Origin of the sequence: Streptomyces sp. NPDC051987 (genome assembly GCF_040680735.1) — a bacterium.
GTDB lineage: Bacteria > Actinomycetota > Actinomycetes > Streptomycetales > Streptomycetaceae > Streptomyces.
In genome coordinates this window covers 51,928-78,911 of sequence record NZ_JBFAXI010000033.1, presented here as the reverse complement: position 1 = coordinate 78,911, position 26,984 = coordinate 51,928, and the positions used below count along the sequence as shown (strand labels likewise).

27 protein-coding genes are annotated in these 26,984 nt (G+C 73.5%); 11 read left to right on the top strand and 16 right to left on the bottom strand.

All coding sequences use genetic code 11. The annotated features are described in order from the left end of the window. Position 1: 1 nt before the first annotated feature. From AB0M11_RS19765 to AB0M11_RS19750, 4 genes are all read right to left on the bottom strand, one after another. A complete protein-coding gene (locus AB0M11_RS19765; protein WP_365707098.1) occupies positions 2-955 on the bottom strand; it encodes an SMP-30/gluconolactonase/LRE family protein in 954 nt (317 codons plus the stop codon). A gap of 29 nt (positions 956-984) precedes the next feature. Continuing rightward, complete coding sequence (locus AB0M11_RS19760; protein ID WP_365707096.1) at positions 985-1,272, bottom strand: ArsR family transcriptional regulator; 288 nt, start codon at positions 1,270-1,272, stop codon at positions 985-987. Positions 1,273-1,480: 208 nt separating this feature from the next. Then, complete coding sequence (locus AB0M11_RS19755; protein ID WP_365707131.1) at positions 1,481-3,040, bottom strand: glycosyl hydrolase 53 family protein; 1,560 nt, start codon at positions 3,038-3,040, stop codon at positions 1,481-1,483. Between the two features lie 152 nt (positions 3,041-3,192). After that, positions 3,193-5,214: a beta-galactosidase gene (locus tag AB0M11_RS19750; RefSeq protein WP_365707095.1), complete on the bottom strand. Its 2,022-nt coding sequence runs from the start codon at positions 5,212-5,214 to the stop codon at positions 3,193-3,195. Between the two features lie 240 nt (positions 5,215-5,454). Between AB0M11_RS19750 and AB0M11_RS19745 the strand changes: the two genes are divergently transcribed. From AB0M11_RS19745 to AB0M11_RS19720, 6 genes are all read left to right on the top strand, one after another. Further along, on the top strand, positions 5,455-6,774 hold the full coding sequence (locus tag AB0M11_RS19745) for an extracellular solute-binding protein (protein WP_365707094.1): 1,320 nt from the start codon (positions 5,455-5,457) through the stop codon (positions 6,772-6,774). Positions 6,775-6,830: 56 nt separating this feature from the next. Then, positions 6,831-7,709 carry a sugar ABC transporter permease gene (locus tag AB0M11_RS19740; protein WP_365707093.1) on the top strand — a complete coding sequence of 293 codons (879 nt, stop codon included), beginning with the start codon at positions 6,831-6,833 and terminating at the stop codon, positions 7,707-7,709. Continuing rightward, a complete protein-coding gene (locus AB0M11_RS19735; protein ID WP_365707092.1) occupies positions 7,706-8,611 on the top strand; it encodes a carbohydrate ABC transporter permease in 906 nt (301 codons plus the stop codon). Before AB0M11_RS19740 ends, AB0M11_RS19735 begins: the two co-directional genes overlap by 4 nt. Beyond that, complete coding sequence (locus tag AB0M11_RS19730; protein WP_365707091.1) at positions 8,608-9,642, top strand: LacI family DNA-binding transcriptional regulator; 1,035 nt, start codon at positions 8,608-8,610, stop codon at positions 9,640-9,642. Before AB0M11_RS19735 ends, AB0M11_RS19730 begins: the two co-directional genes overlap by 4 nt. A gap of 237 nt (positions 9,643-9,879) precedes the next feature. Beyond that, entirely contained in the window at positions 9,880-10,230 is a 351-nt protein-coding gene (locus AB0M11_RS19725; RefSeq protein ID WP_365707089.1) for a VOC family protein, read from the top strand. Positions 10,231-10,294: 64 nt separating this feature from the next. Beyond that, on the top strand, positions 10,295-10,696 hold the full coding sequence (locus AB0M11_RS19720; RefSeq protein WP_365707088.1) for a MarR family transcriptional regulator: 402 nt from the start codon (positions 10,295-10,297) through the stop codon (positions 10,694-10,696). Here the strand turns inward: AB0M11_RS19720 and pqqB are convergent. From pqqB to AB0M11_RS19680, 8 genes are all read right to left on the bottom strand, one after another. Further along, positions 10,693-11,583: a pyrroloquinoline quinone biosynthesis protein PqqB gene (pqqB, locus tag AB0M11_RS19715; protein WP_365707087.1), complete on the bottom strand. Its 891-nt coding sequence runs from the start codon at positions 11,581-11,583 to the stop codon at positions 10,693-10,695. The two genes, AB0M11_RS19720 and pqqB, sit on opposite strands and share 4 nt — an antisense overlap. A 62-nt stretch (positions 11,584-11,645) precedes the next feature. Beyond that, positions 11,646-12,758: a hypothetical protein gene (locus AB0M11_RS19710; protein WP_365707085.1), complete on the bottom strand. Its 1,113-nt coding sequence runs from the start codon at positions 12,756-12,758 to the stop codon at positions 11,646-11,648. Positions 12,759-12,808: 50 nt separating this feature from the next. Next, the gene (locus AB0M11_RS19705; RefSeq protein ID WP_365707084.1) at positions 12,809-13,210 is read right to left on the bottom strand and encodes an SseB family protein; all 402 of its coding nucleotides are present in this window, start codon (positions 13,208-13,210) and stop codon (positions 12,809-12,811) included. Between the two features lie 177 nt (positions 13,211-13,387). Next, positions 13,388-14,356, bottom strand: a complete 969-nt coding sequence (locus tag AB0M11_RS19700) for a pyridoxal-phosphate dependent enzyme (RefSeq protein ID WP_365707083.1) — start codon at positions 14,354-14,356, stop codon at positions 13,388-13,390. Positions 14,357-14,639: 283 nt separating this feature from the next. Further along, positions 14,640-16,001 (bottom strand): VWA-like domain-containing protein, encoded by a 1,362-nt coding sequence (locus AB0M11_RS19695; RefSeq protein ID WP_365707082.1) that lies wholly within the window; start codon positions 15,999-16,001, stop codon positions 14,640-14,642. Further along, a complete protein-coding gene (locus tag AB0M11_RS19690; protein WP_365707080.1) occupies positions 15,998-17,218 on the bottom strand; it encodes an AAA family ATPase in 1,221 nt (406 codons plus the stop codon). Before AB0M11_RS19690 ends, AB0M11_RS19695 begins: the two co-directional genes overlap by 4 nt. A 55-nt stretch (positions 17,219-17,273) precedes the next feature. Then, on the bottom strand, positions 17,274-18,785 hold the full coding sequence (locus AB0M11_RS19685; RefSeq protein ID WP_365707078.1) for a hypothetical protein: 1,512 nt from the start codon (positions 18,783-18,785) through the stop codon (positions 17,274-17,276). 146 nt (positions 18,786-18,931) lie between these two features. After that, positions 18,932-19,732, bottom strand: a complete 801-nt coding sequence (locus tag AB0M11_RS19680; protein ID WP_365707076.1) for an SAM-dependent methyltransferase — start codon at positions 19,730-19,732, stop codon at positions 18,932-18,934. A gap of 241 nt (positions 19,733-19,973) precedes the next feature. Between AB0M11_RS19680 and AB0M11_RS19675 the strand changes: the two genes are divergently transcribed. From AB0M11_RS19675 to AB0M11_RS19660, 4 genes are all read left to right on the top strand, one after another. Then, positions 19,974-20,363, top strand: a complete 390-nt coding sequence (locus tag AB0M11_RS19675; RefSeq protein WP_365707074.1) for a cold shock domain-containing protein — start codon at positions 19,974-19,976, stop codon at positions 20,361-20,363. A gap of 139 nt (positions 20,364-20,502) precedes the next feature. Next, a complete protein-coding gene (locus AB0M11_RS19670; RefSeq protein WP_365707072.1) occupies positions 20,503-21,195 on the top strand; it encodes a response regulator transcription factor in 693 nt (230 codons plus the stop codon). Beyond that, positions 21,192-22,694: a HAMP domain-containing sensor histidine kinase gene (locus AB0M11_RS19665; RefSeq protein ID WP_365707070.1), complete on the top strand. Its 1,503-nt coding sequence runs from the start codon at positions 21,192-21,194 to the stop codon at positions 22,692-22,694. The genes AB0M11_RS19670 and AB0M11_RS19665 overlap by 4 nt, the downstream gene beginning before the upstream one ends. Then, positions 22,691-23,272 (top strand): hypothetical protein, encoded by a 582-nt coding sequence (locus tag AB0M11_RS19660; RefSeq protein ID WP_365707068.1) that lies wholly within the window; start codon positions 22,691-22,693, stop codon positions 23,270-23,272. Before AB0M11_RS19665 ends, AB0M11_RS19660 begins: the two co-directional genes overlap by 4 nt. 80 nt (positions 23,273-23,352) lie before the next feature. Here the strand turns inward: AB0M11_RS19660 and AB0M11_RS19655 are convergent, their stop codons facing one another. The 4 genes from AB0M11_RS19655 to AB0M11_RS19640 form a co-directional block, all read right to left on the bottom strand. Further along, complete coding sequence (locus tag AB0M11_RS19655) at positions 23,353-24,021, bottom strand: hypothetical protein (protein ID WP_365707066.1); 669 nt, start codon at positions 24,019-24,021, stop codon at positions 23,353-23,355. After that, positions 24,011-24,460: a DUF6114 domain-containing protein gene (locus AB0M11_RS19650; protein WP_365707064.1), complete on the bottom strand. Its 450-nt coding sequence runs from the start codon at positions 24,458-24,460 to the stop codon at positions 24,011-24,013. Before AB0M11_RS19650 ends, AB0M11_RS19655 begins: the two co-directional genes overlap by 11 nt. 23 nt (positions 24,461-24,483) lie before the next feature. Beyond that, positions 24,484-25,107, bottom strand: a complete 624-nt coding sequence (locus AB0M11_RS19645) for a DUF6230 family protein (RefSeq protein WP_365707062.1) — start codon at positions 25,105-25,107, stop codon at positions 24,484-24,486. Positions 25,108-25,275: 168 nt separating this feature from the next. Continuing rightward, positions 25,276-25,701, bottom strand: coding sequence for a MarR family winged helix-turn-helix transcriptional regulator (locus AB0M11_RS19640; protein ID WP_365707060.1), 426 nt, complete (start codon positions 25,699-25,701; stop codon positions 25,276-25,278). A gap of 119 nt (positions 25,702-25,820) precedes the next feature. Here AB0M11_RS19640 and AB0M11_RS19635 point away from each other — a divergent pair, with 119 nt between their 5' ends. Next, positions 25,821-26,945 (top strand): Gfo/Idh/MocA family oxidoreductase, encoded by a 1,125-nt coding sequence (locus AB0M11_RS19635; RefSeq protein WP_365707058.1) that lies wholly within the window; start codon positions 25,821-25,823, stop codon positions 26,943-26,945. Positions 26,946-26,984 lie beyond the last annotated feature (39 nt).

Genomic DNA, 26,984 nt, shown 5'->3' with positions numbered 1-26,984 from the left:
GTCACTTCGCGGTGGGGGCCGCGCAGACCGCGACGCCGGGCTCCCAGACGCTGCCGAGGACCAGGTGGCGGCCGGTCCGGCAGACGCTGGTGACCATGCGGAAGCCGGAGTTGCGGCGGGCCAGGTGGTGCACGATCCGGCCGTGGTCGTCGAGGGCCAGCACGGCGATGGAGCCGACGGGCCGGTAGGGGGCGTGCACGGCGGCACGGGCGGCCGCCCGGCGGACGGCGGGCGGGGTGCGGTGGAGGAGGTCGAGCGGGGGGTTGCGCGGGCCGGCGAGGGCGACCCAGATCAGGTCGCCGTCGCGCCAGATGTTGTCGGGCATGCCGGGCAGCTCGGCGAAGAACTCGGCGCGGCCGGCCCGCGGGCCGGTCAGCCAGTAGCGGGTGAGGCGGTACCCGCCGGTCTCGGCGACGACCAGGAAGCTGCCGTCGCCGCTCACCGTCAGGCCGTTGGCGAACTGGAACCCCTCCCAGGCCACCTCGGCCGTGCGCGCACCCGGCGCGAGGCGCAGCAGCCGGCCGGTGCCGCTGTGCTCCACGATGTCGCCGATCCACCGGTCGAGGGGGAACCGGCGGCTGGCGGCGGTGACGTACACGGTGCCGTCGGGCAGGGCGACCACGTTGCTCGCGAACCGCAGCGGCTCCCCCTCGACCGTGTCGGCGAGGACGTGGACGGCGCCGTCGGCGAGGCCGACCCGGAGCAGGCCGCGCTCCGCGTCGCAGACCAGCAGGTCGCCGTCCGGGAGCAGGTCGAGGCCGAGCGGGCGGCCGCCGGTCCGGGCGAGGGTGCGGACCCGGGCGGTGTCCGGGTCGCCGAGTCCGTCCAGGCGGAGGATCCGGCCGTCCTCGACGCCGGTGAGGACCCGGCCGTCCGGGTCCGTGACCACGTCCTCCGGGCCCCGGCCGCCGACGGCGACGTAGTGGAGGGGGACGAGGCGCGTGGGTCGGTCCATGTGTCCCATGGTGGCAGGCCGAACGGGTCTCACCAGCCCTTCTCGAACATCCGGGCCACCTCGGCGATCCGGATCTCGTCGCGCCGGTAGTAGACGCGGTGCCGGATGCGTTTGGTGCGCAGCAGGCCGAGCCCGGCCAGCAGGGCCAGATGGGTGCCGGCGACCCGGCGGGAGACCCCGAGCTTGGCGGCGACGGCACGGACGGTGACACCGTCCTCGGCGAGGTCGGCATGGCGCTGGGGCGGGAAGTGGGCCGCCGGGTCCTTGAGCCAGTCCAGGATCTCCAGGCGGCTTGCGCTCGCGGCGTTCCTCAGCATCCGACCGGCCTCCGTCCCTGCCTCCTCGCAGTGTCTGTTCCCACTGTCCCGCAGCCGAAGCGCCGCCGTGAGGGGGTCGGGGCGCGATGTCCGAGATCGAACGGCCGTACGAGATCGGCCGGTCGAGGGCTTGCCCCACCGGGGGTGTCCGGGACAGGGCGGAGGGGCCCGGCCGTCCCCTTACGGCCGGGCCCCCGTCAGTGGTGGTTCAGCGGTGGCTGAACCAGGCCATGGAGGACAGTGCCTTGTCGTCGTAGCCGAACAGGGCCTGGTTCTCCCAGCCGTTGCCGGAGGTCGCGTCGGTCGGGTCCCAGCCGTTGCCGGTGACGGCCGTCCAGGTCGCCTCCCAGTAGAAGACGCCGAGTCCGCGCCCGTTCGGGACGGCCTCCACGATGCTCGCGACGGCGTTCATCCAGGCCAGCTGGCCGGCCACACTGGCCGGGTAGCCGGTGACCAGTTCGCTGCTGGTGTCGATCTGGTTCTCCAGCGAGTCGTCCTGGGCGAGGGTGAACGGGTAGGCGGTCTCGGCGATGAAGACCGGCTTGGCGTAGCGGGCGGCCACGTCGTCCAGGGTGGTCTGGGCGGCGGCCGGCGAGCCGTGCCAGTAGCCGTAGTACGACAGGCCGATCACGTCGTAGTCGATGCCGTAGGTCCGGGCGTTGTCGAACCACCAGCGGACCGTGGCGTCGTCGCCCGCGTTGGCCAGGTGCAGGGCGACCTTGGTGGCGGAGGAGACGGCCTTGGCGGCGCTGTAGCCGGAGTTGATCAGGCCGGCGAGCTGGGACCAGTTGTCGGTGGAGCCCTCGGACCAGAGCATGCCGCCGTTGATCTCGTTGCCGATCTGGACCATGTCGGCGGTGGTGCCCTGGGACTTGAGCGCGTTGAGGACGTCGTACGTGTGGTTGTACACGTCGGCCTTCAACTGGCTGTAGGAGTGCCCGGACCAGGCGGCGGGTTTGGTCTGCTTGCCCGGGTCGGCCCAGGTGTCCGAGTAGTGGAAGTCGACCAGCAGCTTCATGCCGGCCGCCTTGATCCGCTTGGCCATGGCCAGGACGTGCGCCTTGTCGTTGTAGCCGTCGGCCGGGTTGACCCAGACCTTGAGGCGCGCGTAGTTCATGCCGGCGTTCTTCAGGATGGTGACCGCGTCCCCGGTGGTGCCGGAGCTGGTCCGGTAGACCCCGCCCTTCGCCTCGCTCTTGGCCAGTGACGAGATGTCAGCACCCTTGACGGGCAGGCCCGTCGAGCCGGACGCGAAGGTAAGGTCGTCGACGTTGATCCAGTTGCCGGCGTGGGCGTCGGAGTAGACGCTGACCGTGCACTGGTGGTCGGTGACCGCGACCGAGGTGACGATCCGCACCCAGCTGCCGGTGGACACCGGCAGGTCGGTCCGCTGCTCCGGACTCCCGCAGTTCTTCAGGGACATGTAGGCGGAGTTCTGGCCGCCGCTGGAGCGGACCCAGGCGGTGAGGGTGTAGTTCCCGTTGGTCAGACCCGACAGGTACTGGTAGGTCTCCACCTTGTAGGCGGCGGCCGAGTAGTGGCTCAGGCGGTAACTGCCGCTGTGGCCACCGGACTCGGTGTACGAGGCGCCCGTGTCGCCGTACTCCGACCAGCCGGCGGGCGTGGCCACGCCCGTGCCGTCGGACTCGAAGCCGCCGTTGGTGAGGGTGCTCGCCGCCTGGGCGGTCCGGGCGGGCAGGGCGGTGAGGGCGAGCCCGGCCAGAAGCGGCAGCAGCAGGGCTCTGATGGTGCGTCCGGGATGGAACATCATCGTCCGTCGTCCCTTCGACGTGACTGGGGAGGGGTGTCCTCCGGCCGGGCCGGAGGAGGCCCCTCCGCCCGCGGCTCTCGTGGCACTCACGGGCGGAGGGGAGTCTCGGCGGGACCGGACCCGCGGCTCGGCCGGTCCGGCGCGCCGGCTCAGCCGTCGAGCCGTACGACCCGGACGGTGCCCGCGGGGACCGCCAGCCGGCCCGCGGCGCGTTCGCCCGTCAGCAGTTCGGTGCCGTGCGTGTCCAGTGGCACCTTGGCGTCGGTGGCGGTGTGGTTGATGACGAAGAGGAACTCGCCGGACTCACCGGTGCGGTGGACCACCTCGACGTCGCGGGGCAGTTCGGCGCGGGGCGCGATCCGGGCGTCCTCGGCGGCACAGCCGAGCAGGGTGTCCAGGCCGTGCGCGTCCAGGCGCGTGGACACGTACCACGCGGTGCCCTCCCCCAGCTCGTGCCGGGTGACGGCCGGGCGGCCCGCGGTGAGACCGTCGGCATAGCTCCAGACGGTCTCGGCGGCACCGGGGACGACGAACTCGGTCCACACGTCGCCGGTCAGCTCGGAGCCGTCGGGGCCGGTCAGCCGCACCCGCCGGCCCTCCAGGAGCGGGGAGAACTCCTCGACCGTCAGGCCCAAGGTCTCGCGCAGGGGCCCGGGGTAGGCGCCCGCGTGGACGGCGTCGTGCTCGTCGACGATCCCGGAGAAGTACGAGACGACGAGGGTGCCGCCGTTCTCGACGTACTCGCGAAGGTTGTCCCCGGCCGCCTCCGTCATCAGGTAGAGGGCCGGTACGACGACAAGGGGATAGGCCGACAAGTCGCTTTCCGGGTGGGCGAAGTCGACGGTGAGGTGACGGTCGTACAGGGCCTCGTAGAAGGCGTCGGCGCGCTCGCGCGGGTCGTGGTCCTCGCTGGGCCGCCACTGGAGGTTCTGCGCCCACCAGGACTGCCAGTCCCACAGGACGGCCACGTCGGCCCGGGTGCGCGTGCCCCTGATCCGGGCCAGCGAGTCGATGGCGGCGCCGAGTTCCACGACCTCGCGCCACACCCGGGTCCCGGTGCCGCCGTGCGGGAGCATCGCGGAGTGGAACTTCTCCGCGCCGCGCCGGGACTGCCGCCACTGGAAGAACAGGGCGCCGTCGGAGCCGCGGGCCACGTGCGCCAGGGAGTTGCGGGCCATCTGGCCGGGCGCCTTGGCGGGGTTGCGGGGCTGCCAGCTGACGCCCGAGGTGGAGTGTTCGAGGAGCAGCCAGGGGGCGCCGCCGGCCACCGAGCGGGTGAGGTCGGCGGCCATCGCGAGGTTGACGTGGGTACGGCGGCCGTCGGTGATGAGGTAGTGGTCATTGGTGACCAGGTCGACCTCGCGGCCCCAGGCCCAGTAGTCCATGGAGTCGCACTGGCTCAGGGCGGTCATGAAGTTGGTGGTCACCGGGACGCCGGGCGCCAGGCGGTGCAGGATGTCCCGCTCCATGCGGAAGTTCTCCCGGACGGTGGCGTCGGCGAACCGCCTGTAGTCGAGGGCCTGACCGGGGTTGACCACGGTCGGGGTGACGCGCGGCGGGTTGATCTGCGCCAGGTCGGTGTAGTGCTGGCCCCAGAAGGCCGTGCCCCAGGCCTCGTTGACGGCGTCGACGCTGCCGTAGGTGTCGGCGAGCCAGCGGCGGAAGTGGGCGGCGCAGGAGTCGCAGTAGCAGGCCGAGACGGGGACGCCGTACTCGTTGTGGACGTGCCACAGCGCGAGCGCCGGGTGGCCGCCGTAGCGCTCGGCGAGGCGGGTGGTGATGTTCGCGGCCGCGGCGCGGTAGTCGGCGTCGGAGTGGCAGATGGCGCCGCGTGAGCCGAACTCGTAGCGCACGCCCTCCGCGGTCACCGGCAGGGCCTCGGGGTGGGCGCGGTAGAACCAGGCGGGCGGTGCCACGGTGGGGGTGCCGAGGTCGACGCGGATGCCGTTGTCGTGCAGCAGGTCCAGGACGCGGTCGAGCCAGGCGAAGTCGTACTCCCCCGGCGCCGGCTCCAGCAGGGCCCAGGAGAAGATCCCGACGCTCACCATCGTGACCCCGGCCTCGCGCATCAGCCGGACGTCCTCGTGCCAGACGCTTTCCGGCCACTGCTCGGGGTTGTAGTCCCCGCCGAAGGCGAGCCTGGTCAGGCCCTTGGGGGTGGTGTCCGGCATGGATCTCTCCCGTTTTATCGATCATTTGGGAACGTTCACACACAACGATCGTGGCGTGAGCCCAACATAACCGCACAGCAACAACCATTGACAAGTGTCCGGGATGTTTCTCTACTGTGAACGCTCACAGAGCAGGACACGGACTCGCGACGGGCGATGATCCGCGTCCGAGAACGCTCACACACCATCTGCATGGCAGGTTCCCGCGACGCGTGGGGGCCCAGGTCAGGGGAGAGATCCATGCCGCACACGAAGCGCCGCCGCCTCGTGACAACCGCCGTCGCCGTCTCGCTCGGTGCCACCGCCCTCGCCGCCTGCGGCTCGTCCGGCGACGACAGCAAGGCCGACTCCGGTCCGGTCTCGCTGACGTACTGGGCCTGGGCGCCCGGTATGGACAAGGTCGTGGATCTGTGGAACAAGGGCGAGGGCAAGAAGGACCAGATCACCGTCACGGTGAAGAAGCAGGCGTCCGGCGACACGCTGGTCACCAAGATCCTCACCGCGCACAAGGCGAAGAACGGTCCCGACCTGGTGCAGGCCGAGTACCAGGCGCTGCCGACGCTGGTCAGCAACGACGCGGTCGCCGACATCTCCAAGTCGGTCGGCGACGCGAAGTCGAAGTTCGCCGACGGCGTCTGGCAGCAGGTCACGCTGGGCACGGGCGCGGTGTACGCGGTGCCGCAGGACATCGGCCCGATGATGTTCTACTACCGCGCGGACCTCTTCAAGAAGTACGGCCTCAAGGTGCCCACCACCTGGGACGAGTTCGCCCAGGACGCCCGCCGGCTGAAGAAGAAGGCGCCCGGCCTCGACCTGACCACGTTCTCCGCCGGCGACTCCGGCCTCTTCGCCGGCCTCGCCCAGCAGGCCGGCGCCAAGTGGTGGACCACCTCGGGCGACAAGTGGAAGGTCGCCATCGACGACGCGGCCACCCAGAAGGTCGCCAGGTTCTGGGGCGGCCTGGTCAAGGAGGGGGCCATCGACAACCAGCCGATGTACACCCCGGCGTGGAACAAGGCGCTGGACACCGGCAAGCAGATCGCCTGGGTCTCCGCGGTGTGGGCGCCGGGCACGCTGACCACGGCCGCGCCCGACACCAAGGGCAAGTGGGCGATGGCCCCGCTCCCCCAGTGGTCCGCGTCCGAGAACGTCACCGGCAGCTGGGGCGGCTCCTCCACCGCCGTCACCACCGACTCCCGGCACCAGGCGGCCGCCGCCAAGTTCGCGGCCTGGCTGAACACGGACGGCGAGGCGCTCAACGCGCTGGCCAAGGAGAGCGGCATCTACCCGGCCGCCACGAACGCCCAGACCAGCGGCGCCTTCGCCACCCCGCCGGACTACTTCTCGAACCAGTCGGACTTCTACGCCAAGGCCGCCGAGATCGCCAAGACCACCGCGCCCTCGGCCTGGGGCCCGGACGTGAACGTCGCCTACACGTCCTTCAACGACGCGTTCGGCGCCGCCGCGAAGAACAAGTCAGACTTCACGGCCGCCCTGAAGACCATGCAGGACGACACGGTCGCCGACATGAAGAAGCAGGGCTTCGAGGTCTCTCAGTGACGAGCCCCACCGTCCGCAGGCCGTACGGGGTCAAGGGGGCCCCGTACGCCTTCCTCATGCCTGCCACGATCCTCTTCGCCCTGTTCTTCGCGCTGCCCATCGGGTACGCGGTCTGGCTCAGCTTCCGCAAGGTGCACGTGTCCGGGCTCGGCCTGGGCGCGGGCGCCCGCACGGAGGTCTGGGCCGGCCTGGAGAACTACAAGGACGCTCTCACCGACCACGAGTTCTACGCCGGTGCGCTGCGCGTCCTCGGCTACGGCTGCATCGTCGTCCCGGTGATGCTGGGCCTCGCCCTCCTGTTCGCCCTGATGCTCGACTCCGAACGGGTCCGCCTCGCCCCGGTCACCCGGCTCGCGATCTTCCTGCCGTACGCCATCCCCGGCGTGGTCGCCGCGCTGCTGTGGGGCTTCCTGTACCTGCCGGACGTCAGCCCCTTCTTCTACCTGCTCGCGAAGCTGCACCTGCCGCAGCCGGACCTGCTGGACGGCGGGCCGCTGTACCTGGCCCTGTCCAACATCGCGGTCTGGGGCGGCACCGGCTTCAACATGATCGTCATCTACACCTCGCTCCGGTCCATCCCGGCCGAGGTGCACGAGGCGGCGAAGCTGGACGGCGCCACCCCGCTGCAGACCGCGCTGCGGATCAAGATCCCGATGGTGGCGCCCTCGCTGGTGCTCACCTTCTTCTTCTCGATCATCGCCACGCTGCAGGTGTTCAACGAGCCGATGACCCTCAAGCCCCTGACCAACTCGGTCAGCACGACCTGGAGCCCGCTGATGAAGGTGTACGTCGACGCCTTCGCCAAGGGGGACGTCTACTCGGCGGCGGCCGAGGCGACGCTGATCGCCCTCGCCACGCTCGCGCTGTCCTTCGGGTTCCTGCGGGCCGCGAACCGCCGGAACAAGCGGGACGCCGGTCAAGGAGGTGCACCGTGAGTTCTCTTGCCGTCCGCAAGGCCGCCCCGGCCGCCGGCACGACGCCGGGCACCGCCCAGGGGCCGTCGCTGCGCCGCCGTGTCGCGCTGATACCGACGGCCGTCCTCGTGCTGGGCGCGGTCTACACACTGCTGCCGGTCGCCTGGGTGGTGATCGCGTCCACCAAGTCGGGCAGCGAGCTGTTCTCCACGTTCACCTTCCTGCCCGGTACCGGCTTCGCCCAGAACCTCAAGGACCTGAGCGCCTACCGGGACGGCATCTACTGGCAGTGGATGGCCAACTCCGCCCTGTACGCCGGACTCGGTGCCGTGGTCTCGACGTGCGTGTCGGCGTGCAGCGGCTACGCCCTCGCCGTCTACCGGTTCAGGGGCCGCGAGACGGTCTTCAACGTGCTGCTCGCGGGCGTCCTGATGCCCCCGGTCATCCTGGCCGTCCCGCAGTACCTGCTGCTCGCCAAGGCGAACCTCACCGACTCCTACCTGTCCGTGCTGCTGCCCCAGATCCTCGCCCCGTACGGGGTCTACCTCTCGCGGATCTACGCGGCCGCGGCCGTCCCCGCCGACGTGGTGGAGGCCGGCCGGACGGACGGGGCCGGCGAGTGGCGGATCTTCACCCGGATCGCGCTGCCGATGATGATCCCCGGCATGGTGACGGTGTTCCTGTTCCAGTTCGTGGCCATCTGGAACAACTTCCTGCTGCCGTACATCATGCTGAGCGACGACGAGCGGTTCCCGCTCACCCTCGGTCTGTACACACTCCTCATGCAGGGCGCCAGCACCCCGGCCCTGTACACCCTGGTGATCACCGGCGCGTTCCTGGCCGTGCTGCCGCTGATCGCGCTCTTCCTGGTCATTCAGCGCTTCTGGAGCCTTGACCTGCTGTCGGGGGCCGTAAAGTCATGACCATGAGCAGCAGTGCGGGGGGCCGGCGCAGACCGCCGACGATCCATGACGTGGCACGCGAGGCCGGTGTCTCCCGGGGCACCGTCTCGCGGGTGCTCAACGGCGGGCACTACGTCAGCCCCGCCGCCGCGGAGGCGGTCAACGCGGCCATCCGCAGGACGGGTTACGTCGTGAACCGGCACGCCCGCTCGCTGATCACCGGGCGCTCGGACTCGGTCGGCTTCCTGCTGACCGAGCCCCAGGAGCGGTTCTTCGAGGACCCGAACTTCAACGTCCTGCTCAGCGGTTGCACACAGGCGCTGGCGAGCCACGACATCCCGGTCCTGCTGATGCTGGCGGGCACGAAGGACGAACGTCGGCGGATCACGCGGTACATCACCGCCGGGCACGTCGACGGGGTGCTGCTGGTGTCGAGTCACTCCGGTGACCCGGTCGCCGAGGAGCTGCGGGCGGCGGGCGTGCCGCTGGTGGCCTGCGGCAAGCCGATAGGGCTCGGTTCCAAGGTCAGCTATGTGGCCGCCGACGACCGGGACGGCGCCCGGGACATGGTCCGGCACCTGCTGGACGTGGGGCGCCGCCGGATCGGCATGATCACCGGGCCGCTGGACACCCCGGGCGGTGTGGAGCGGCTCGCCGGGTACCGGGAGGTCCTCACCGAGGCGGGCATCGCGCTCGACGATGCGCTCGTCGTGTCCGGGGACTACAGCAGGGCGAGCGGCGAGGCGGGGGCGGAACGGCTGCTCGCGCAGGCCCCGGACCTGGACGCGGTGTTCGTGGCCTCCGACCTGATGGCGCAGGGCGTGCTGGCGGTGCTGCAGCGGGCCGGCCGGCGGGTACCGGACGACATCGCCGTCGGCGGTTTCGACGACTCCCCGGCGGCCACCGCGGTGACCCCGCGGCTCACCACCATCCGCCAGCCCTGGGACCGGATCAGCAACGAGATGGTGCGCGTGCTGCTCGCCCAGATAGGGGGCGAGGACCCGGCGGCGGTGATCCTGCCCACGGAGCTGGTGCGGCGCGAGTCTGCGTGAGGGCTTCGCTGGGGCGCCGCGCCGGGCCGGAGGTCGTCTGCGGCGACGTCGTGGCTGGTCGCGCAGTTCCTCCCCCAGCCTTCGGCCGGGGGTACCCCCAGCGCCCCGTCGGGGACGCCTGCGCGGGGTGCTTCGGCAAGCGGTCAGGATTGGAGAAGCCGTGGTGGGGTCGCCCGTTCTAGCGTGGGATCACCGGCCGAAAAGCGCCGGTCCCTGAGCGCGAGGAGTGGGAACGCCATGAGCGAAGGCGTGCAGACGATCATCTACCCCGTCAAGGACGCGGCGCGGGCCAAGGCGCTGTTCGGCGCGCTGCTGGGCGTGGAGCCGTATGCCGACGAGCCGTACTACGTCGGGTTCAAGGCCGCCGGGCAGGACGTCGGCCTGGACCCGAACGGGCACGCCCAGGGGCTGACCGGACCGACGCCGTTCTGGCACGTCACCGACCTGCGGGAGCGGCTCGCCGCACTGCTGGCGGCCGGCGCCGAGCTGGTCCAGGACGCGCGGGACGTCGGCAACGGACGGCTGGTCGCCTCCGTCAAGGACGCCGACGGCAACATGGTGGGGCTGCTCCAGGACCCGGTGGCCTGAGACTGCTTGCACCCGCACTAGTTGCACACTCAACAAGTGGTGGCATCGGTGTTACGGTGCGGGTATGGCAGCGAAGACGGCCGAAGCCCGGCTCGAGGAACAGTGGCGGGACATCCTGTCGGTGCACGCGCGCACCATGTGCGAGATCGACCGGGTGCTGCATCCGCACGGGCTGGGTGCGAGCGACTTCGAGGTGCTCGACCTGCTCGCCACCGAGACCCCGGCCGAGGGTGACCACTGCCGGGTGCAGAACCTGGTGGGCCGGGTCCATCTGAGCCAGAGCGCCCTGTCCCGGCTGATCGGACGGCTGGAGAAGGACGGTCTGGTGGAGCGGTCGGTCTGTGTCGAGGACCGGCGGGGCGTGTGGGTCGCGCTCACCGCGAAGGGGCGCGCCGTGCACGCCGAGGTACGCCCGCTGCAGCGGGCGGTGCTGGAGCGGATGCTCGAAGGCGGGCAGACCCCCTAGAGCGCGAACTCGATCCCGTCGGGGAGGACCTCCACCCCCTCCGCGGCCACCCGGGCGCGAGCCCGGGACGCCGGGTCGACCAGGGGGTTGGTGTTGTTGAGGTGGGTGTAGATCCGGCGGGCGCGGGGATGCCGGGCCAGGGCGGCGAGGCTGCCGTGCGCGCCGGAGACCGGGAGATGGCCCATCGCCGCCTGCCGGCGACCTGAGCGGACCGTGCCGCCCATCTCGCCGGCGGTGAAGAAGGTGCCGTCCAGCAGGACGCAGTCCGCCTCCGCGCACAGGTCGTCCAGGGTGTCGCTCCAGGCGCCGACGCAGGGCGCGTAGACCAGCACTCCCCCGGTGGCCAGGTCCTCGACGCGGTAGGCCGTGACCCAGCGGCCGTCGGCCTCGGCGAGCGCGGGCGGGACGTAGGCCGGGACCTTGGCACCGACCGGATGGGCGGTGACGACCAGACCGCCGGCCAGCACGAACCCGCCGTCGGCCAGGCTGTCGGCCCACTCCCAGGGGGCGTAGCGGTCCAGGGCGCCCTGGGCGGGAGCCAGTGCCGTCCGCACCGGCGGGGCCGCGTACACCTTCAGGCCGGGCGCCCCGCGCAGCACGACCAGCCCGGCGACGTGGTCGGCCTCGGCGTCGGTGAGCAGCACGCCGCGCACCGGGGTGTCCCGGGGGCCGGGTCCCGGCCACAGCGCCGCCGCGGCGGTGAGCTGGACCCGGATGTCCGGGGAGGCGTTGAGCAGCCACCAGTCCCGGCCGTTGCCGGTCAGGGCGACGCACTCCTGGCTCCGGGAGGGCAGCTTGCCGTCCCGGGCTGCGGCGCACAGCGCGCAGGCGCAGTTCCACTGCGGGAATCCGCCGCCCGCGGCGGTGCCCAGCAGGACGACCCTCACGACGATCCGCCCCTCTCGGTCTCCCCGGCCCCTGCTGGGATCTTCCCTCAGGATGCGCCGTACTACCCGCGCCCGGGGGGAACTTCCGGCCGTCCTGCGGAGGGCCGCCGGTCCACCGGGCGCCGCGGCGGGATCGGCTCCGAGGGGAAGTCCCGCCCGCCGGTCCACAGTGCGGGCACGGCGTCGCAGCGGCGGCACAGTTCGTAGGCGACCGCCTCGTAGTTGACCCGCCAGCCGTGGAAGTGCGGCCAGGCCTCCTCGGTGCTGCGCTCGGGCCGGAAACCGGTCTTCTCCAGCATGGCGACGGCCGCCTCGAACTCGCCGTAGGTCAGCTCGACGGGGGCGTCCGGTGCCGGGTCGGGGTCGAAGTCCGCCCGCACCGAGACGGCGATGTCCCGCAGCGCGGTGAACCCGGCCCGCAGCACCAGGCGGGCCTGCGGCGACGTGGAGCGCGGGGAGAGCGCGAGCTGCATGGCGGCCGCGTCCATGACGGCGATCAGGCCGACCAGCCAGCTGCGGTAGGGGCGGGGCGAGCGGAACGCCAGCAGCACCGGATAGGTGGCGTGGCTCTCCCCCATGTCCGCGGCCAGTCGCTCCCAGGACCGGTACAGCTCGGGCAGCGCGGTCTCGGTGTCGACCAGCCACTGGCGGGCGAGGATCTCCGGACCCCACGCGGGCTCACCGGCGCGCGACTGGAGCAGGGTGACCTCCAGCTCGCGGCGGTTGTAGGCGGCGTACAGGGTGGGCAGGTAGGCGATCTGCAGGGCGATGACGACCGGGCCGGTGGCCGCGGCGACGAAGTCGAGCGCGGACAGCCGCAGCCGGGCGCCGCCGGCGAAGCCCAGGGTGAAGAGGCTGGAGCCCGCCTCCCGGAACGCGGTGCTCCAGGAGAGCGGGGAGAACGCGTACAGCAGCAGCCCGAAGCCGAGGAACGCCCCGCCGAGCCAGGCGGCGAGCATGCCGACCAGCATGAGGGGGGCGAGCCAGGTCTGCGCGCGGTCGATGGCGGCGTAGCCGCCCCGGTGCGCGATGAGGCAGAGCAGGCGGCGCAGGCCCCACCAGAGCCGGTAGACGAGCACCGAGTACAGGCCCCTGGGGACCACGAGCGTACGCAGGATGCTGCGCAGGACCAGGATCAATACCAGTCCCCCGGCCACCCCGGAGATCCATTCCATGGCGCCATTCTGGCCCGCACGGCCGCCTCCGGGTGACCGGAGCCCTTGGGTCAGCCCGCCGGCCGGGCCAGCAGGGTGCGCACTCCCTCCGAGGTGAGCGTCAGCGCGTGCGCCGAGCTGCCGTCGATGGCGAGCGAGAGGTTCTCCTCGGGCCACTGCGAGGCGAGCGCGCCGAGCGGCACCACGCGGTAGCGGGAGACGGTCGGCAGCAGGCCGGTCAGCTCACCCTCGGAGGTGAACACCGGGACGACGGGGTCGCCGTCGGGGCGTTCCAGGACGGGCAGGGCGATCATCGCGGGGTCGGCCGCCTCCGCGGCGTCGTCCGGCACCGGGACCAGCACGTCACTGTGTGCGAGCGTGTCCAGGGCGTCGTGGTCCTCGGCGTTGACGGCCAGCGAGTCGAGCGCCCGCTGGGCCGGCGTCGGGAAGTCGTCGTGTGCGGGTGTCTCCATGGCAGATCCCCAGGTAGCGGTGGTGTTACGGGCCGCGGGTCCGGCAGGCGCCGGGCGGCCACGGCACGCGTACCCGGTCGGAGCCGGGGCATGCGCCCGGGACCCCGCCGGGGCGTCCGGCCCGCCCGGTGCCGCCCGCCGCGCCGGCGATCCGCGGCTGCGCGCGCCGTCGCGCGGTCAGCCGGCGACGATCTCGGCGAACCGCTCCGCGCCCACGTTGCCCCCGGACAGGACGACCCCGATCCGGCGCGGCAGCGGCGCCACCCGGTGGGCGAGCAGCGCGGCCAGACCGCTGGCGCCGCTCGGCTCCAGGACGGTCTTCAGACGCTCGAAGGCGAACCGCATGGCGTCGCCGATCTGTTCGTCGCCGACCAGCGAGATGTCGTCCACCAGGCGCTGGTTGACGGAGAAGGTCAGCTCGCCGGGGATGTCCGCGGCCTGGCCGTCGGCGATGGTGCGGGGCACCGGGATCGACACCCGGTGGCCCGCCGCGAGGGAACGCCTGGTGTCGTCGCCGGCCTCCGGCTCGACCCCGACGACCCGGATCCCGGGCAGCAACCCCTTGGCGGCGGTGGCGCTGCCCGCGATCAGCCCGCCGCCGCCGACCGGCACCACCAGGGCGTCCAGCTCGCCGACCTCCTCGATGAGTTCGAGAGCGGCCGTGCCCTGTCCGGCTATGACGTGCGGGTGCTCGTACGGCGGGATCAGCGCGAGCCCTCGCTCGGCGGCGAGGGCCTCGCCGATCGCGACCCGGTCGCCGGTGTAGCGGTCGTACGTCACGATCTCCGCGCCGTACCCGGCGGTCGCCTCCCGCTTGGCGCGCGGGGTGTCCTCGGGCATCACGATGACGGCGGTGGTGCCCAGTTCGCGGGCGGCGAGGGCGACGGCCTGGGCGTGATTGCCGGAGGAGTAGGCGGCGATGCCCTTGGCGAGCTGCGCGGCGGACAGCCGGGACGCGGCGTTGTAGGCGCCGCGGAACTTGAACGCGCCGACGCGCTGGAGGTTCTCGCACTTCAGGAAGACCTCGGCACCGACCAGCTCGTCCAGGGTGCGCGAGCGCAGCACGGGGGTGCGGTGGGCCACCCCCTTGATCCGCGCCGCCGCGTCGTGCACGTCCTGGAGAGTCACGGGCGGGGTGTCGGGCATGTTCGTCCTCCGTTCTGGGCGCCGCCGGGGCGCCGGGTGGGCGCCGCCGGGGCGCCGGGTGGGCGCCGCCGGGGCGCCGGGTGGGTGCCGGCGGGGCGCCGGGTGGGTGCCGGCGGCGGACGCGACGTCGGCCGTCCGGTCTCGGCCGGCCGCTCGGCAGTCGACGGCGTGGGCTCATTGTCCGTCATCCGGACGCGGCACCTCCCGGGCGCCCCGCCCGCACCTCTCCGCCGGCGGCGCCCCCTTACCGACCGGGGCGTTCGAGGCTCAGGGGCAGGCCGGGCTAGCCGATGTGGACGACCCGGGCCCAGGCGGGCGGTGCGTCCGGTACGTAGCCGGGGCCGTCCGTCTCCTCCGACGTGCCGCTGTGCTGCCGGGGGAACAGGCCCACCACCGTCCGGCAGTCCGGTTGTGCCGTGGGCCAGGGTGTCTGGCCGTCGGTGAGGGCCACCACGACGTCCGGCGCCGGCCGCGCCCGCAGCGCCCTGGCGAAGCCCGCGCGCAGGTCCGTACCGCCACCGCCGACCAGCGCGATGCCCTCCGCGCGGCACAACGGCTGCACCGTCCGGGCGGCCGCGTCGCAGGACAGCACCGAGACCAGGTCCCTGCGGCCGCCGACGGCACGGGAGATCGCGGCCACCTCCAGCAGGGCGCTGCCCAGTTCGGCGTCGCTGACCGAGCCTGAGGTGTCGATGACGACCGAGACCCTGGGCGGGCGGCGGCGCAGACTCGGCAGGACCACACCGGGCAGGGCCGCCGAGCGGCGCGAGGGGCGGCCGTAGCTGTAGTCGTCGCCGGCGCCCGCGGCCGAGGCCGCCGAGCGGACCGCGGCGCCCAGCAGCTCGCGCCAGGGCTGCGGCGGATGGAAGGCCTCCTCCGCCCAGCGCCGCCAGCCGTCCGGCGCGCTGCCCGGCCGTCCGCTGATGGCCTGTGCCACCCGGAACCGGACCCCGTCCCGCTCCTGTTCGCTGAGGCCGTGCGCACCGTCCGGACCCAGGTCCCACTCCCGGTCCCGGCCGTCGGCCCCGCTGCCGCAGTCCAGCCAGGCGAGGTCCTGCGTCAGCGGCCCGAGCCGGAACTGGCGCAGGTAGTCCTCCATCAACTGGCCTTCGGGCAGCCGCAGCATGTACGGCCGGACGGCGCCGCGGGGCTGGGCCAGTCCGTCGCCGTACGCGTCGTCGTTGATCTCCAGGTCCGCCGCGATGTTCATCCGCAGCCGCTCGCCGGCTCCGGTCAGCCCGCGTTCACGCGCGACCCGGTCGCTGCGCGCGTGGTGGTCGCGCAGCAGGTGCGACACCTCGTGCACCCACACCCCGGCCAGGTCCTCCTCCGGCGTCCGGTCCACGAAGGCGGGTGAGACATAGCACCGCCAGTGCTTGTCGACGGCCATGGTCGGCACCTGCCGGGACGCCACGACGTGCAGGGCGAACAGGGCCGTCGCGAGGTAGGGCCGGGCCCGCGCGGCCTGCAGCCGGGCGGCGTAGAGCTTCTCCAGGTCCAAGTCCAGCTCACGGTCCGGGTCCGGGGCCGGGTTCCGGTCCGGGTCCAGGTGAGGGGTCCGGTCCGGTCTGGCGTCCGGTTGCAGTGCAGGGGCGAGGGTCGCGGCCGGTGCGGTGCCGGGGCCGGTGTGCGGTTCGGCGCTCATCGGCGGCCCGCCTTCGCCGTGACGCGTTCGGCCGCCCGGTCGGCGCGGCGGGACACCGCCACCGCTCCCGCGAGCCGTTCGATCGCCGCCGGCACGTCCCAGTCGTCGCGGCGCAGCGAGGCCAGGGTGGTGGCGGGGACGACCACGAGGTCGGGGGCGCCGGTGTCCAGTGCCCGCACCAACAGGGCCCAGGCGGCGTCCCAGCGGGACCGGTCCGGGCGTTCACGGACCGCCGCGACCACGCCGTCCAGCACGGCCTGGCGCAGGTCACCTCGCTCGGGCAGATCGGCCGCGTCCGGGTCGGCGAGCAGCGTCTCGGGGTCCGGGAGCTCCATCCGGTCGACGCTCGCCAGCAGTTCGAGTCCCGGGCCGTCCCCGACCGTCCCTCTGACCAACAGGGAGAGCACGTCCCGGGAGGAGCCTGCGGCGTGCGCGAAGGCGACCAGGCGCAGCGTCATGTCCCAGCTGCGGGGCGACGGCCAGGCACCGCCCCGCCGCATCTCGCCGCTCGGCAGCCGGTGGACGAGGGTGGGGCGGGTGGCGAGCAGGCCGCACACCGCGCGACGCGCGAAGTCCACGGCGGCGGGCAGCCGCTCGGGATCGAGCCGGGGCAGGGTCGCCCGGGGCCAGACGCCGCCGAGCCCTCGGACGACGACGTCGTGGTCGTGGGCCCACTGCAGATGCACGAACCGGTTGGCCAGCGGCGGGCTCAGCTCCCAGCCGTCGGCGGCCGAGGAACGCGGGTTGGCCGCGGCCACGATCCGTACGCCGGGCGGCAGGCGGAGCGCGCCCACCCGACGCTCCAGGACCAGCCTGAGCAGGGCGGCCTGTACGGCGGGGGGCGCGGTGGACAGCTCGTCGAGGAAGAGCAGGCCACGGCCGGCCCGCACCAGCCGTACCGCCCAGTCCGGCGGGGCCATCGGGACGCCCTGGACGGCCGGGTCGTCGCCGACGACGGGCAGGCCGGAGAAGTCGGACGGCTCGTGCACGCTGGCGATCACCGTGGTCAGCGGCAGGTCGAGCGCCTCGGCCAGTCTGTTCAGGGCGGCGGTCTTGCCGATGCCCGGCTCGCCCCACAGGAGGACGGGCAGGTCGGCGGCGACGGCGAGGGTCAGCGCCTCCAGCTGGGTGTCGGGCCGGGGCTGGGTGGTGGAGTCGCCGAGCAGCGCCGAGAGGGCGTCCGCGACGGCGAGTTGGTCGGGGGCATGCGTGGTCATGGGCGATCACCTTGGGGTGTGGGAGAGCAGGTGCGGGAAAGGAGGAGGGTGGGGGTCAGCGCCGGTCGGCGGCGCGTGGGCCCAGGCGCGGGTCGCGGGCGGACCGGCGTCGCCGGGTGCGGACCGGCCCGGTGCTCGATCCGACGAGACCCGCCCGGTAGAGGCCGTAGGTGATCCGGCGTTCCGCGGCCGACTCCAGCGCGTCCTTCAACGGGCCGTCGCGCAGCACGGCTTCGGGCCCCAGCAGGCCCTCGACGACGGCGAGCGCGCCGGCGACATCTCCGTGGTCGAGGCGTTCGCGGACGCCGGTGAGGCAGTCGGGGCGGCGGTGCGCCTCGTCGATGGCCCGCAGGCAGGGCAGCGGCGGGCCGCCGAGTGCCACCAGCAGGTCCTCGCGCCGGAGTTCGTCCGGGGAGTGGTCCAGCGGCGACAGCACCCCGTCGACCAGGCCGATCCGGTGACGGGCGCCGCGGCACTCCACGAGGTCCGGCCGTCGGGCCGGGTCCGCGAGCGGTGCCCGTGCCCGGCCGGCCGCCACAGGTCGGGGCACGAGCGCGGCGGCCACCAGCGGATGCAACCGGCCGGCGTCGACCAGCCCGGCGCGCAGCAGCTCCAGATCGGGGAGCGTCCAGGTCGCCGCGTCCGGCAGCACGGGCAGCGCGCCGGTACCGGCGTCCGGGCCCACGGACATGGTCCCGTCGGCCGCGAGGCACAGCGCGAGCCGCCGCCGGCCGCTCAGCCGTACGACGACGGTCCCGCTGTCCCGCCCCTCCGCATCCAGCACGATCCGCGCCTCGTCCGCCCACCGGTCCGTGGCACACGGTCCTTCTCCGTGGAGCGCAAGGCGTTCGGTGTACGCGAACCCGTCGGTGAACGCGAACCGCCCACCGCCGGCGGATGGGCCACGGACCGAGTGGGGGCCACCGCCCGGAAACGGGGCATCGCCCAAGAGATGGTCGCCGCCCTGGAGAAGGTCGCCGCCGGGCACGCGGCCGGTGTCCTCGGCCGGTTCCCGGCTCGGCGGACGGTCGGTGCCCGCGCGGGTCCGCAGGTCTCCGGCGGCGTCCGCGTTCCACAGATGGCGGTGCAGGTCGAAGCGGAAGCGGCGGCTGGGGTGCGGATGCGGATGCCCCCGGGCGGCGGGCTCGCTCAGCGTGCCGTCCCAGAGCGCGAGGCTGATGCGCTGCCCGGCGTCGGCCCAGGCGGGCGGCGTCCGGACCACGAGGCACAGCGAGCCGTCCCCTGCGTCGTAACGGGCGAGCGGCATGGTCAGCCCCGGTCGCAGCAGCCCGTCGGGCGCGATCCTCGGCAGATGCCAGCGCAGCAGGTCGGGCGCCAGCAGGCGCAGGTCGGCACGGACCCGTTCGGTCACGTCCCGGCCCCGGGCACGGGCCAGCGCACGCAGGTCGAGGTCGACGTCGAAACCGGCCGCGGCGCAGGCCCCCGCCCAGTCGCCGACGGTGCGGCGGGCGGTCGCGGTCTCGATCATGGCAGGCGGCACGGCGAACTCGCGCACGCGCCGCCACAGGGAGAGGCGGGTGTCCCCGTCCGTGAGGTGAGTGGCCATCAGCACTCACCTTGAGCGGACGGGACCCCCAATCTGACTGCAGAGTGAGTGGTCATCGCGGGAAGAATACGGCGCCCTCGCCCGGGGCCGCCAGCCGTTTACGCGTCCGGGCCGGCCGCGACGCGGCGCACCGGCCGGACGACGGCTCAGGCCTTCTTGACGGCCACCCCGCCGTAGAAGCCGATCTCCTCGGAGCCGGCCGGCGGGGTGGTGTCCGGGCGCCAGAACGGGACCTGGGTCACGCCGGGCTCGACCAGCTCGAACCCGTCGAAGAACCGCTCGACGCGGGCCCGGGGACGCAGGTTCATGGAGGCGGTCGCGTTGTTGTAGACGTTCTGGGCCTCGCTGCGGTCGTCGGCGAAGTCGCCGGTGGCGTGCGAGAGCACCAGGAAGCTGCCGGCCGGGAGCGCGTCGCGCAGAGTGGCCACGATCCGCTCGGGCTCCTCCTCGTCGCGGACGAAGTGGAGGATGGCGACGAGGAAGAGGGCGACGGGCTCGCCGAAGTCGATGATCCGGCGGACCTCGGGGTGCTCGACGACGGACCGCGGGTCGCGCAGGTCGGCGAGGACGATGCTGGTGGTGCCGGCCCGGCTGAGCAGCGCGTCGCCGTGGGCCTTCACGATCGGGTCGTTGTCGACGTAGGCGACGCGCACGTCCGGCGCCAGCCGCTGGGCGATCTCGTGCACGTTCGGCGAGGTGGGCAGGCCGGTGCCGATGTCGAGGATCTGGCGGACACCGCTGTCCACGACGTGCCGGACCGCGCGCTGCAGGAAGCCGCGGTTGGCCCGCACGGAGATCCACACCTCGGGCGCGGCGGCGGCGATCCGGTCGCCGGCCGCGCGGTCCACCTCGTAGTTGTCCTTGCCGCCCAGCAGGTAGTCGTAGATCCGCGCGGGATGCGGCTTGCTGGTGTCGATCTGCACGGCCCCGGTACCGTCCTGCGTCACGTGCGCTCCTCTCAACGACCACTCCGGGCTCCCCATGGCCCACCGGCGGCTGGCGACAGCTTTCCACATCAACTTCATTGCCGGTGCACGGAGTTCCCCCTCCCTTCCCGACGGCGTTCCCGACGGGGTTCCCGACGGCGTCCCGCCTCGGCCCTCGCCGCGGTCGACCCGGCGGGCCGGACGTGACTACCATCGGGGTCAGGTGTCCGGGCAGGTGGCCCGGTGTGGTTGGGGGTTCGGCATGGTTACCGGTCGTGTGGTGCGGTTCGACAGCTCGCGCGGGTACGGCTTCATCGCTCCGGACGGTGGTGGGGAGGACGTCTTCCTGCATGTGAACGACATGCAGATGCCGGAGTCGTACGTCCGCCCCGGCGTGGCCGTGGAGTTCGACATCGAGAGCGGCGAGCGCGGCCCGAAGGCGTCCGGAGTCCGGCTCGCCCGGGGCGCGGACGTCCGCACGCTCGGCCCGGACGACGACTCGCTGTGCGACCTGCTCAGCGCGGACGAGTTCACCCGCGAGGTGACCGAGACGCTGCTGGCGTCGGCGCCCACGCTCACCGCCGAGGAGATCGTGCGGGTCCGCGGCGCGCTGGCCCAGTTCGCGAAGAACCACGGCTGGATCGAGGGCTGACGCCACGGCGGCCGGCCGGTTCACGCGTCACGCGAGTCGTGGGCACAGGAGTCGGCAGGCCGCGGCGTAGGCCGCGGGCTTATGTGATCATCCCGTAACAGGCGCACAGCTGTGCGGATCCGATGCCGATACTGAGCGCATGCCACGCGTACTGCTGATCGAAGACGACCGTGCCGTGCGGGAGGGGGTGGCCCTCGCCCTGCGCCGCCAGGGGCACGAGGTCGCCCCCGTCGCGACCGGGGAGGACGGGCTGGAACGGGTACGCTCCTTCCGGCCGGACGTCGTGGTGCTGGACCTCATGCTGCCCGGTCTGTCCGGGCTCGACGTCTGCTCCCGGATCCGCGGCCTCGACCAGACCCTGCCGATCGTCATGGCGACCGCGCGCGGCGACGACGAGGACATCGTCGTGGGCCTGGAGGCGGGCGCCGACGACTACGTGGTCAAGCCCGTGCAGGCGCGGGTGCTGGAGGCCCGCATCCGCGCGGTGCTGCGCCGGGCGGGCGGCGCGCCGGCCGAGGGCGGCATACCGAAGATCGACACCTTCGGGGACCTGTCCGTGGACCGGGCCGGCCTTGAGGTCGCCCGCGGCGGGGTGCCGGTCCCGCTCGCCCCGTCCGAACTCCGGCTGCTGCTCACCCTGTCCGCGTCGCCCGGCCAGGTGTTCAGCCGGCAGCAGCTGCTCGAAGCGGTGTGGGAGCACAGCTATCACGGGGACGCGCGCCTGGTGGACGCCTGCGTGCGGCGGCTGCGCGCCAAGCTGGGCGAACCGCCGCGCGAGCCGCGCCACATCCAGACCGTGCGCGGCTTCGGCTACCGGTTCGCCGCCCGGTGAGGCGGCTCCGCCTGCCGCAGCCGCGCGGGCTGCGGATCCGGCTGGTGCTCGCCTTCACCCTGGTCGCCGCCGTCACCGCGGCCACCACCGGCGCCCTGACCTTCCGCGAGGCCCGTACCGGTGTGCTCCAGCAGAGCCAGGACGCCGTGATCCAGCAGCTGCGCACTCAGGTCGGCCGGCTCGCCCCGGACCTCGCCTTCCCGCCGGACGAGGCCGCGCTCTCCCGGTTCGCGGTGGACGTGGCCCGCTCGGAGCCGTCCGGTACCTGGCGGGTGCTGGCCACCTACGGCCGGCTGAGCGCCGTCTCCGCCGCCGGTGACCGCTTCGCGGAGCTGACCCCCGCCCTGCGCGCGGCCGTCGACTCCAGCCTGGCCACCGTCTTCCAGCGGGTGGCCGTCGGCGACGGCACCGCACTCGTGGTCGGCATGACGGTCACCTTCGCCGAGGCGCCCGTGAAGGGCGTGTACAACTCCGGTGTCCATGTCTTCCTGACGGTGCCGCAGACCACCGAACTCGCTTACGTGGACGCCCTGGTCAGCGCCGTCGAACGCGCCGCCGTGCCCGCGCTGGCGCTCGCCGTGCTGCTGGCGCTGCTCGCCGCCCGCGGAGTGCTGCGCCCGGTGCGGGCGTTGCGCCACGCCACCCGCAGCATCGCCGAGGGCCGCCTGGACACCCGGCTCGCCGTCCACGGGTCCGACGAACTCGCCGATCTCTCCCACACGTTCAACGAGACGGCCGCCGCGCTGGAGAAGTCGGTGGCCGAGCTGCGCGGCATGGAGGCCCGGGCCCGCCGGTTCGCCGCGGACGTCTCCCATGAACTGCGCACCCCGCTCGCCGCCATGTCCGCCGTCACCGACGTGCTCGACGAGGACGCCGCCGGCCTGGACCCGGACACCGCCACCGCCGTCCGCCTGATCAGCGAGGAGACCGTGAAGCTGGCCCGACTGGTCGACGACCTGATGGAGATCTCCCGGTTCGACGCGGGCGCCGCGGTCGTGCACCTGGACGAGATCGACCTCGCCGAGTCCCTGCGGCGCACCCTCGACGCCCGCGCCTGGACCGGCCAGGTGGAGTGCGACCTGCCCCCGCCCGGCACCCTGCGCGGCCGTGTCGACCCGCGCCGTCTCGACGTCGTCGTGGCCAACCTGGTCGGGAACGCTCTGCGGCACGGTGCCCCGCCCGTCACCCTGCGCCTGTCCGACCTCACGGAGCCCGGCGGAGAGCGGCTCGCGGTGATCGAGGTGCTGGACAGCGGGCCCGGGATCCCGGACGACGTGCTGCCGCATGTCTTCGAGCGGTTCTACAAGTCGGACGCGGCCCGCACCCGCACCGAGGGCAGCGGCCTGGGCCTCGCGATCACGGCGGAGAACGTCCGGGTGCACGGGGGGACGGTGCACGCCGCGAACCGGGCCGGCGGCGGCGCCGTCTTCACCGTGCGGCTCCCGCTGCCGGCCGGCGAGGGTCCGCGGGGCGAGGGACCGCGGGAGGATCCGTGGTGAGCCTCGGGCGCCGGGCCCGCCGCACGCTGCTGCTCCTCGTGGCGGCGGGCGCCCTGGCGGCCTGCGGCATCCCCACGACCGGGGTGGTGCAGGCGGGCGGTCCCGCCAGTGGCATCATGCCGACGGCCCGGCTGTACTTCGTGCGGGAGGGCACCCTGACCGCCGTCCGGCGCACGACCGACGCGCCGGGCGACGTCGAGTCGGCGCTGCAGGCACTGCTCCGGGGCCCGACCGACGCGGAGCGGAGCAAGGGGCTGACGACACGGCTGCCGCTGCTCGGCGTCGTGCCGAGCACGGCCACGGCCGTCCCGGGATACGGCGGTGCCACCACCGCGGCGGAGCCGCCCGGCTGGGCGGATCTCGTGAAGGTGACGGCGCGCGACCACCGGATCTCGGTCGAACTGTCGGGCGCGCTCAGCCAGGTCCACGATCCCCGCCTCGCGGCCGAGCAGATCGTCTGCACGGCGGACGCGGCGCAGCGCACGGCCGCCCCCGGTGCGGCACCCGATCCGGTGACGGTCACGCTCCCGGCCGGATCACGCGTCGAGAAGATCGCCACGACCTGTCCCGTCACCTGACGGAGAACCCTGGAGAACCCTGAAGAACCCGAACCCGGGAGAACCCGGGCCCCTGGCCGGGACTCGTCGACCCGACCGGGTCATGCGCCGTGCCGTCCCCGGGCGGTGGTCCGCAGTTGCGGGCCCTTGATGGACAGCCGGCCACCGAACTGGGTGAGCTGGGACGCGGTCGCCCGGGCGAGGGTGATGGTGCGCGTGGCGGCGTGCGGGGCCGGGCGCGCGAGCCAGCGGGGTACGGAGTCCGGGGTGACGGTGAGGTTGCGGTGCGCCGGGAGCGGGCTGCCGCCGAGGCCGGTGACCCGGCCGGTCAGTCTGCGGACGTAGAGGGTCGCGACCCCGCCGGCGCCCTGCCCGCTGAGCGTGGAGGTGGTCGCCGGCCGCGCCCGCAGACGCATCGCCGCGCGGCCCCGGCCCACGGTCAGGTCGAGGTCGACGGCGTCCAGCGACCGTACGGTGAACTTCAGGGCCCGGACGGTCCCGGTCCCCGCGCGCAGCGAGACCACCCCGCGGAACCGCGCGCCGCGCAGGACGAGCCGGTCCGCACGCAGGACGCAGGGGGCCTTCGCGGCGCGCACCGGGGGCGTCGTGCCGAGCCGCTCGGCGGCAGCGCCCGCACCGCCGCCGGCCGGCCGCCCCACGTCGAGGTGCGGGAGCAGGGCGAGGCAGGTCACGGCCAGCGCGGCCGCGAGCGGCCGGGCCACCCGGCCGGGCACGAGGCGGGCGGTACCGGTGCGCGAGTCAGCCGCCACCGCACTCCTCTCCCGTGGCCGTCGGCTCGTCGGCCTGGGGCGGCAGCCAGGCACAGGCCAGGGAGCCGCCGACGAGGCCGGAGGCCACGCCGAGGAAGAGGCCGCCGAAGTTCGCGACGGGGAAGGAGACGAGGGCGAGCAGCAGGGTGGCGATCCCGGCGAACACCCGCAGATGGGGGCGGCAGCAGAGCCCGATCCCCAGAGCCAGGAGCAGGGTTCCGATCAGCAGGGACCCGGCGCCGGAGGCGGTCGACAGGGCGAGCGGGATCCCGCCCAGGGACAGGTGGGCGTACGGCCAGTAGAGGATGGGCAGCCCGGCGGCGAAGGTGAACACCGCGGCCCAGAAGGGGCGTTCACCACGCCAGGCGCGGAACCCGCGCCGGAACGCCGGTGCCCCGTCGAGCAGTCGTCGGCCGCTGCCCCGGAGGCGGGTGAGCACAAGCCTTGTCCTGGCCGCGGGGGTCAGAAGCATGGGTGGTCGCCCTGTTCGAGCCGCACCCGCAGGCCGGGGACGCTGAACGTGCCGGCGGAGACCGCGACCGCGCTCACCCGCACGTCGTTCAGGGTGGTCGACAGCGCCTGCTGGGCGACGGCGTCGGGGTCGAAGAACTGCGAGTTCCGGTCGCCGGACCTGACCGGGCCCTTGGTGAGGGCTCCCTGGGCGACGCCGACGTCGAGGCCGCTGAAGTTCGCGTCACCGACCGACTCGGCCGTCGCGTCGATGAAGAAGTCCGAGGTCTCGACCGGCCGGCCGCCACCGCCGGTGAGCCGCAGGGTCTGCGTGCCCAGCACCGGGACGTCGACGACGACGGACTGGCACAGTCCGTCGATCGTGGCATGCCGGAACCCGGTGACCACGACGGGGACGAGTTCGTGTCTTCGCGTCACGTCGACCATGCCGTAGAGACTGAACCCGCGGGCGGTCAGGGTGTCGGCGGCGAGCTGGAACTGCCGGCCGGAGATGAAGAACGAGGCGGCCAGGACTCCCTGCGCCATGGCGACGCCGACGGCCGCACAGGCGCCGACGCTGGGCACCAGGACCACCGCGAAGCGTCTCCAGCGGGTTCTTCCGGCGCGGTACGACACCCGTCTCCTCCGGTCGTGAGGTCCGTCCACCCAAGCCGGCAAGGCAGCCGCCCCGCGGTTCGTCCGGGGACGGATCCTAGGCTCCCCGGCGCGCCGACCGGCCGCACGCCGGGCCCGCCGGACGGGTGACGTGTGCTGCGCTGCTCCCTTCGGGCGACCGCGTCCCGGTCACAGCCGGCGGAGCAGGGTGCTCAGCGTCTCGATCTCCGCCGCGGAGAGCCGGTCCGTGAAGTGGCGGCGCACCGCGGCTTCCAGGCCGGGATGCACGGCGGCGACGGTCCGGCACCCGGCGTCGGTGAGGGCGACCGTGACGCCGTCGCCGCGCTCCCGGGCGACCAGTCCGCGCTTGGCCATGCGGGTGAGCTGGTGGGAGATGCGGGTGCGGTCCCAGCCGAGCGACGCGGCGAGTTCGCTCTGGCGCAGGGCGCCGCCCGCCTTGTGGAGGTTGACGAGGATCGTCAGGTCCGGTTCGGACAGGCCCGCCGCCTCGGCGGTGTCCGCGACCACCCGGGTGCGGACGAGTTCGTGGGCGCGCTTGAACGCGGACCAGAGCTCGACGGGTTCCGGCAGGGCACCGGCCGATGACGTTGACATATCAACACACCTCTTTCTAGTGTTGAGATGTCAACGCTAGCAGTCGGCGGCAGCGCCCCCGCGTCGCCCCTGCTCGACAGCGAGCGCGGCACACAGCCGCGAGAAGAGGTCTCCGCATCATGAACACATCCGGTTCACCGCTCGCCGAGCTGGCCATGTCCGGCAAGCCGATCGGAGTCGGCATCGTCGGACTCGGCGCACACGGCAGCTGGGCCGAACGCTCGCACCTGCCGGCTCTGCGCGCGGTACCCGGTTACGAGCTGAGGGCACTGAGCACGAGTGCGAAAGACTCGGCCGAGCGCTCCGCAGAGGTGCACGGGGTGCCCCGTGCCTTCGGGTCGGCCGCCGAACTGGCCGCCTGCGACGAGGTGGACCTCGTGGTGGTGGCGGTGAAGGTGCCGCACCACCGGGAACTGGTGCGGACCGCGCTCGACGCCGGCAAGAGCGTGCTGTGCGAATGGCCGCTGGGCAACGGGCTCGCCGAGGCCGAGGACATGGCGCAGCGGGCGCGGAGCCGCGCCGTGTCCACCGCGGTCGGGCTCCAGGCTCGCTCGCACCCGGCCCTGGTCCACGCGCGCCGTCTCGTCGCCGACGGTTACGTCGGAGAGGTGCTGTCGACGACGGTCGTGGGGTCGGGCGGCGCCTGGGGCGCGACCGTGAGCGCCCGCGACCACTACGTGCTCGACCCCGCGAACGGCGCGACCCTGCTGACCGTTCCGTTCGGCCACCTGCTCGACGCCCTCGCGTGGGTCCTGGGAGAGCCCGAGGAACTGCGGATCCGGCAGACCCGCCGGCGTACGTCGGCCGTGGACCGCGAGAGCGGCGACCGCGTGCCCATGACGGCCGCGGACCAGGTGGTGGCCTCGGGACGGCTGCCGGGCGGCGCGGTCGCCACCGTCCACTACCGCGGTGGGATGTCCCGGGGCACCAACTTCCGCTGGGAGATCAACGGAACCGAGGGCGACCTCGTCCTCACCGCTCCGGTCGGCCACCTCCAGCTCAGCCCGGTCACCCTCGAAGGCGGCCGCTCCCCGTCCACCGACCTGGCTCCGCTGCCGGTGCCCGGCTCCCTCACCCGCGTCCCCGCCCTGGACGCCCGGACCGACGCCCCGGCCTACGCGGTCGCCCACGCCTACCGGCAGTTCCTGGACGACCTGCGCACCGGCGGGACACCGCTCGTGCCCGACTTCGCGCATGGCGCCGCCCGGCACCGCAGCATCGAGGCTGGCCTGGCCGCACCCTGACGAGGCGGCAGCCGCCGGGCGCACCCGCCGGACCGCACC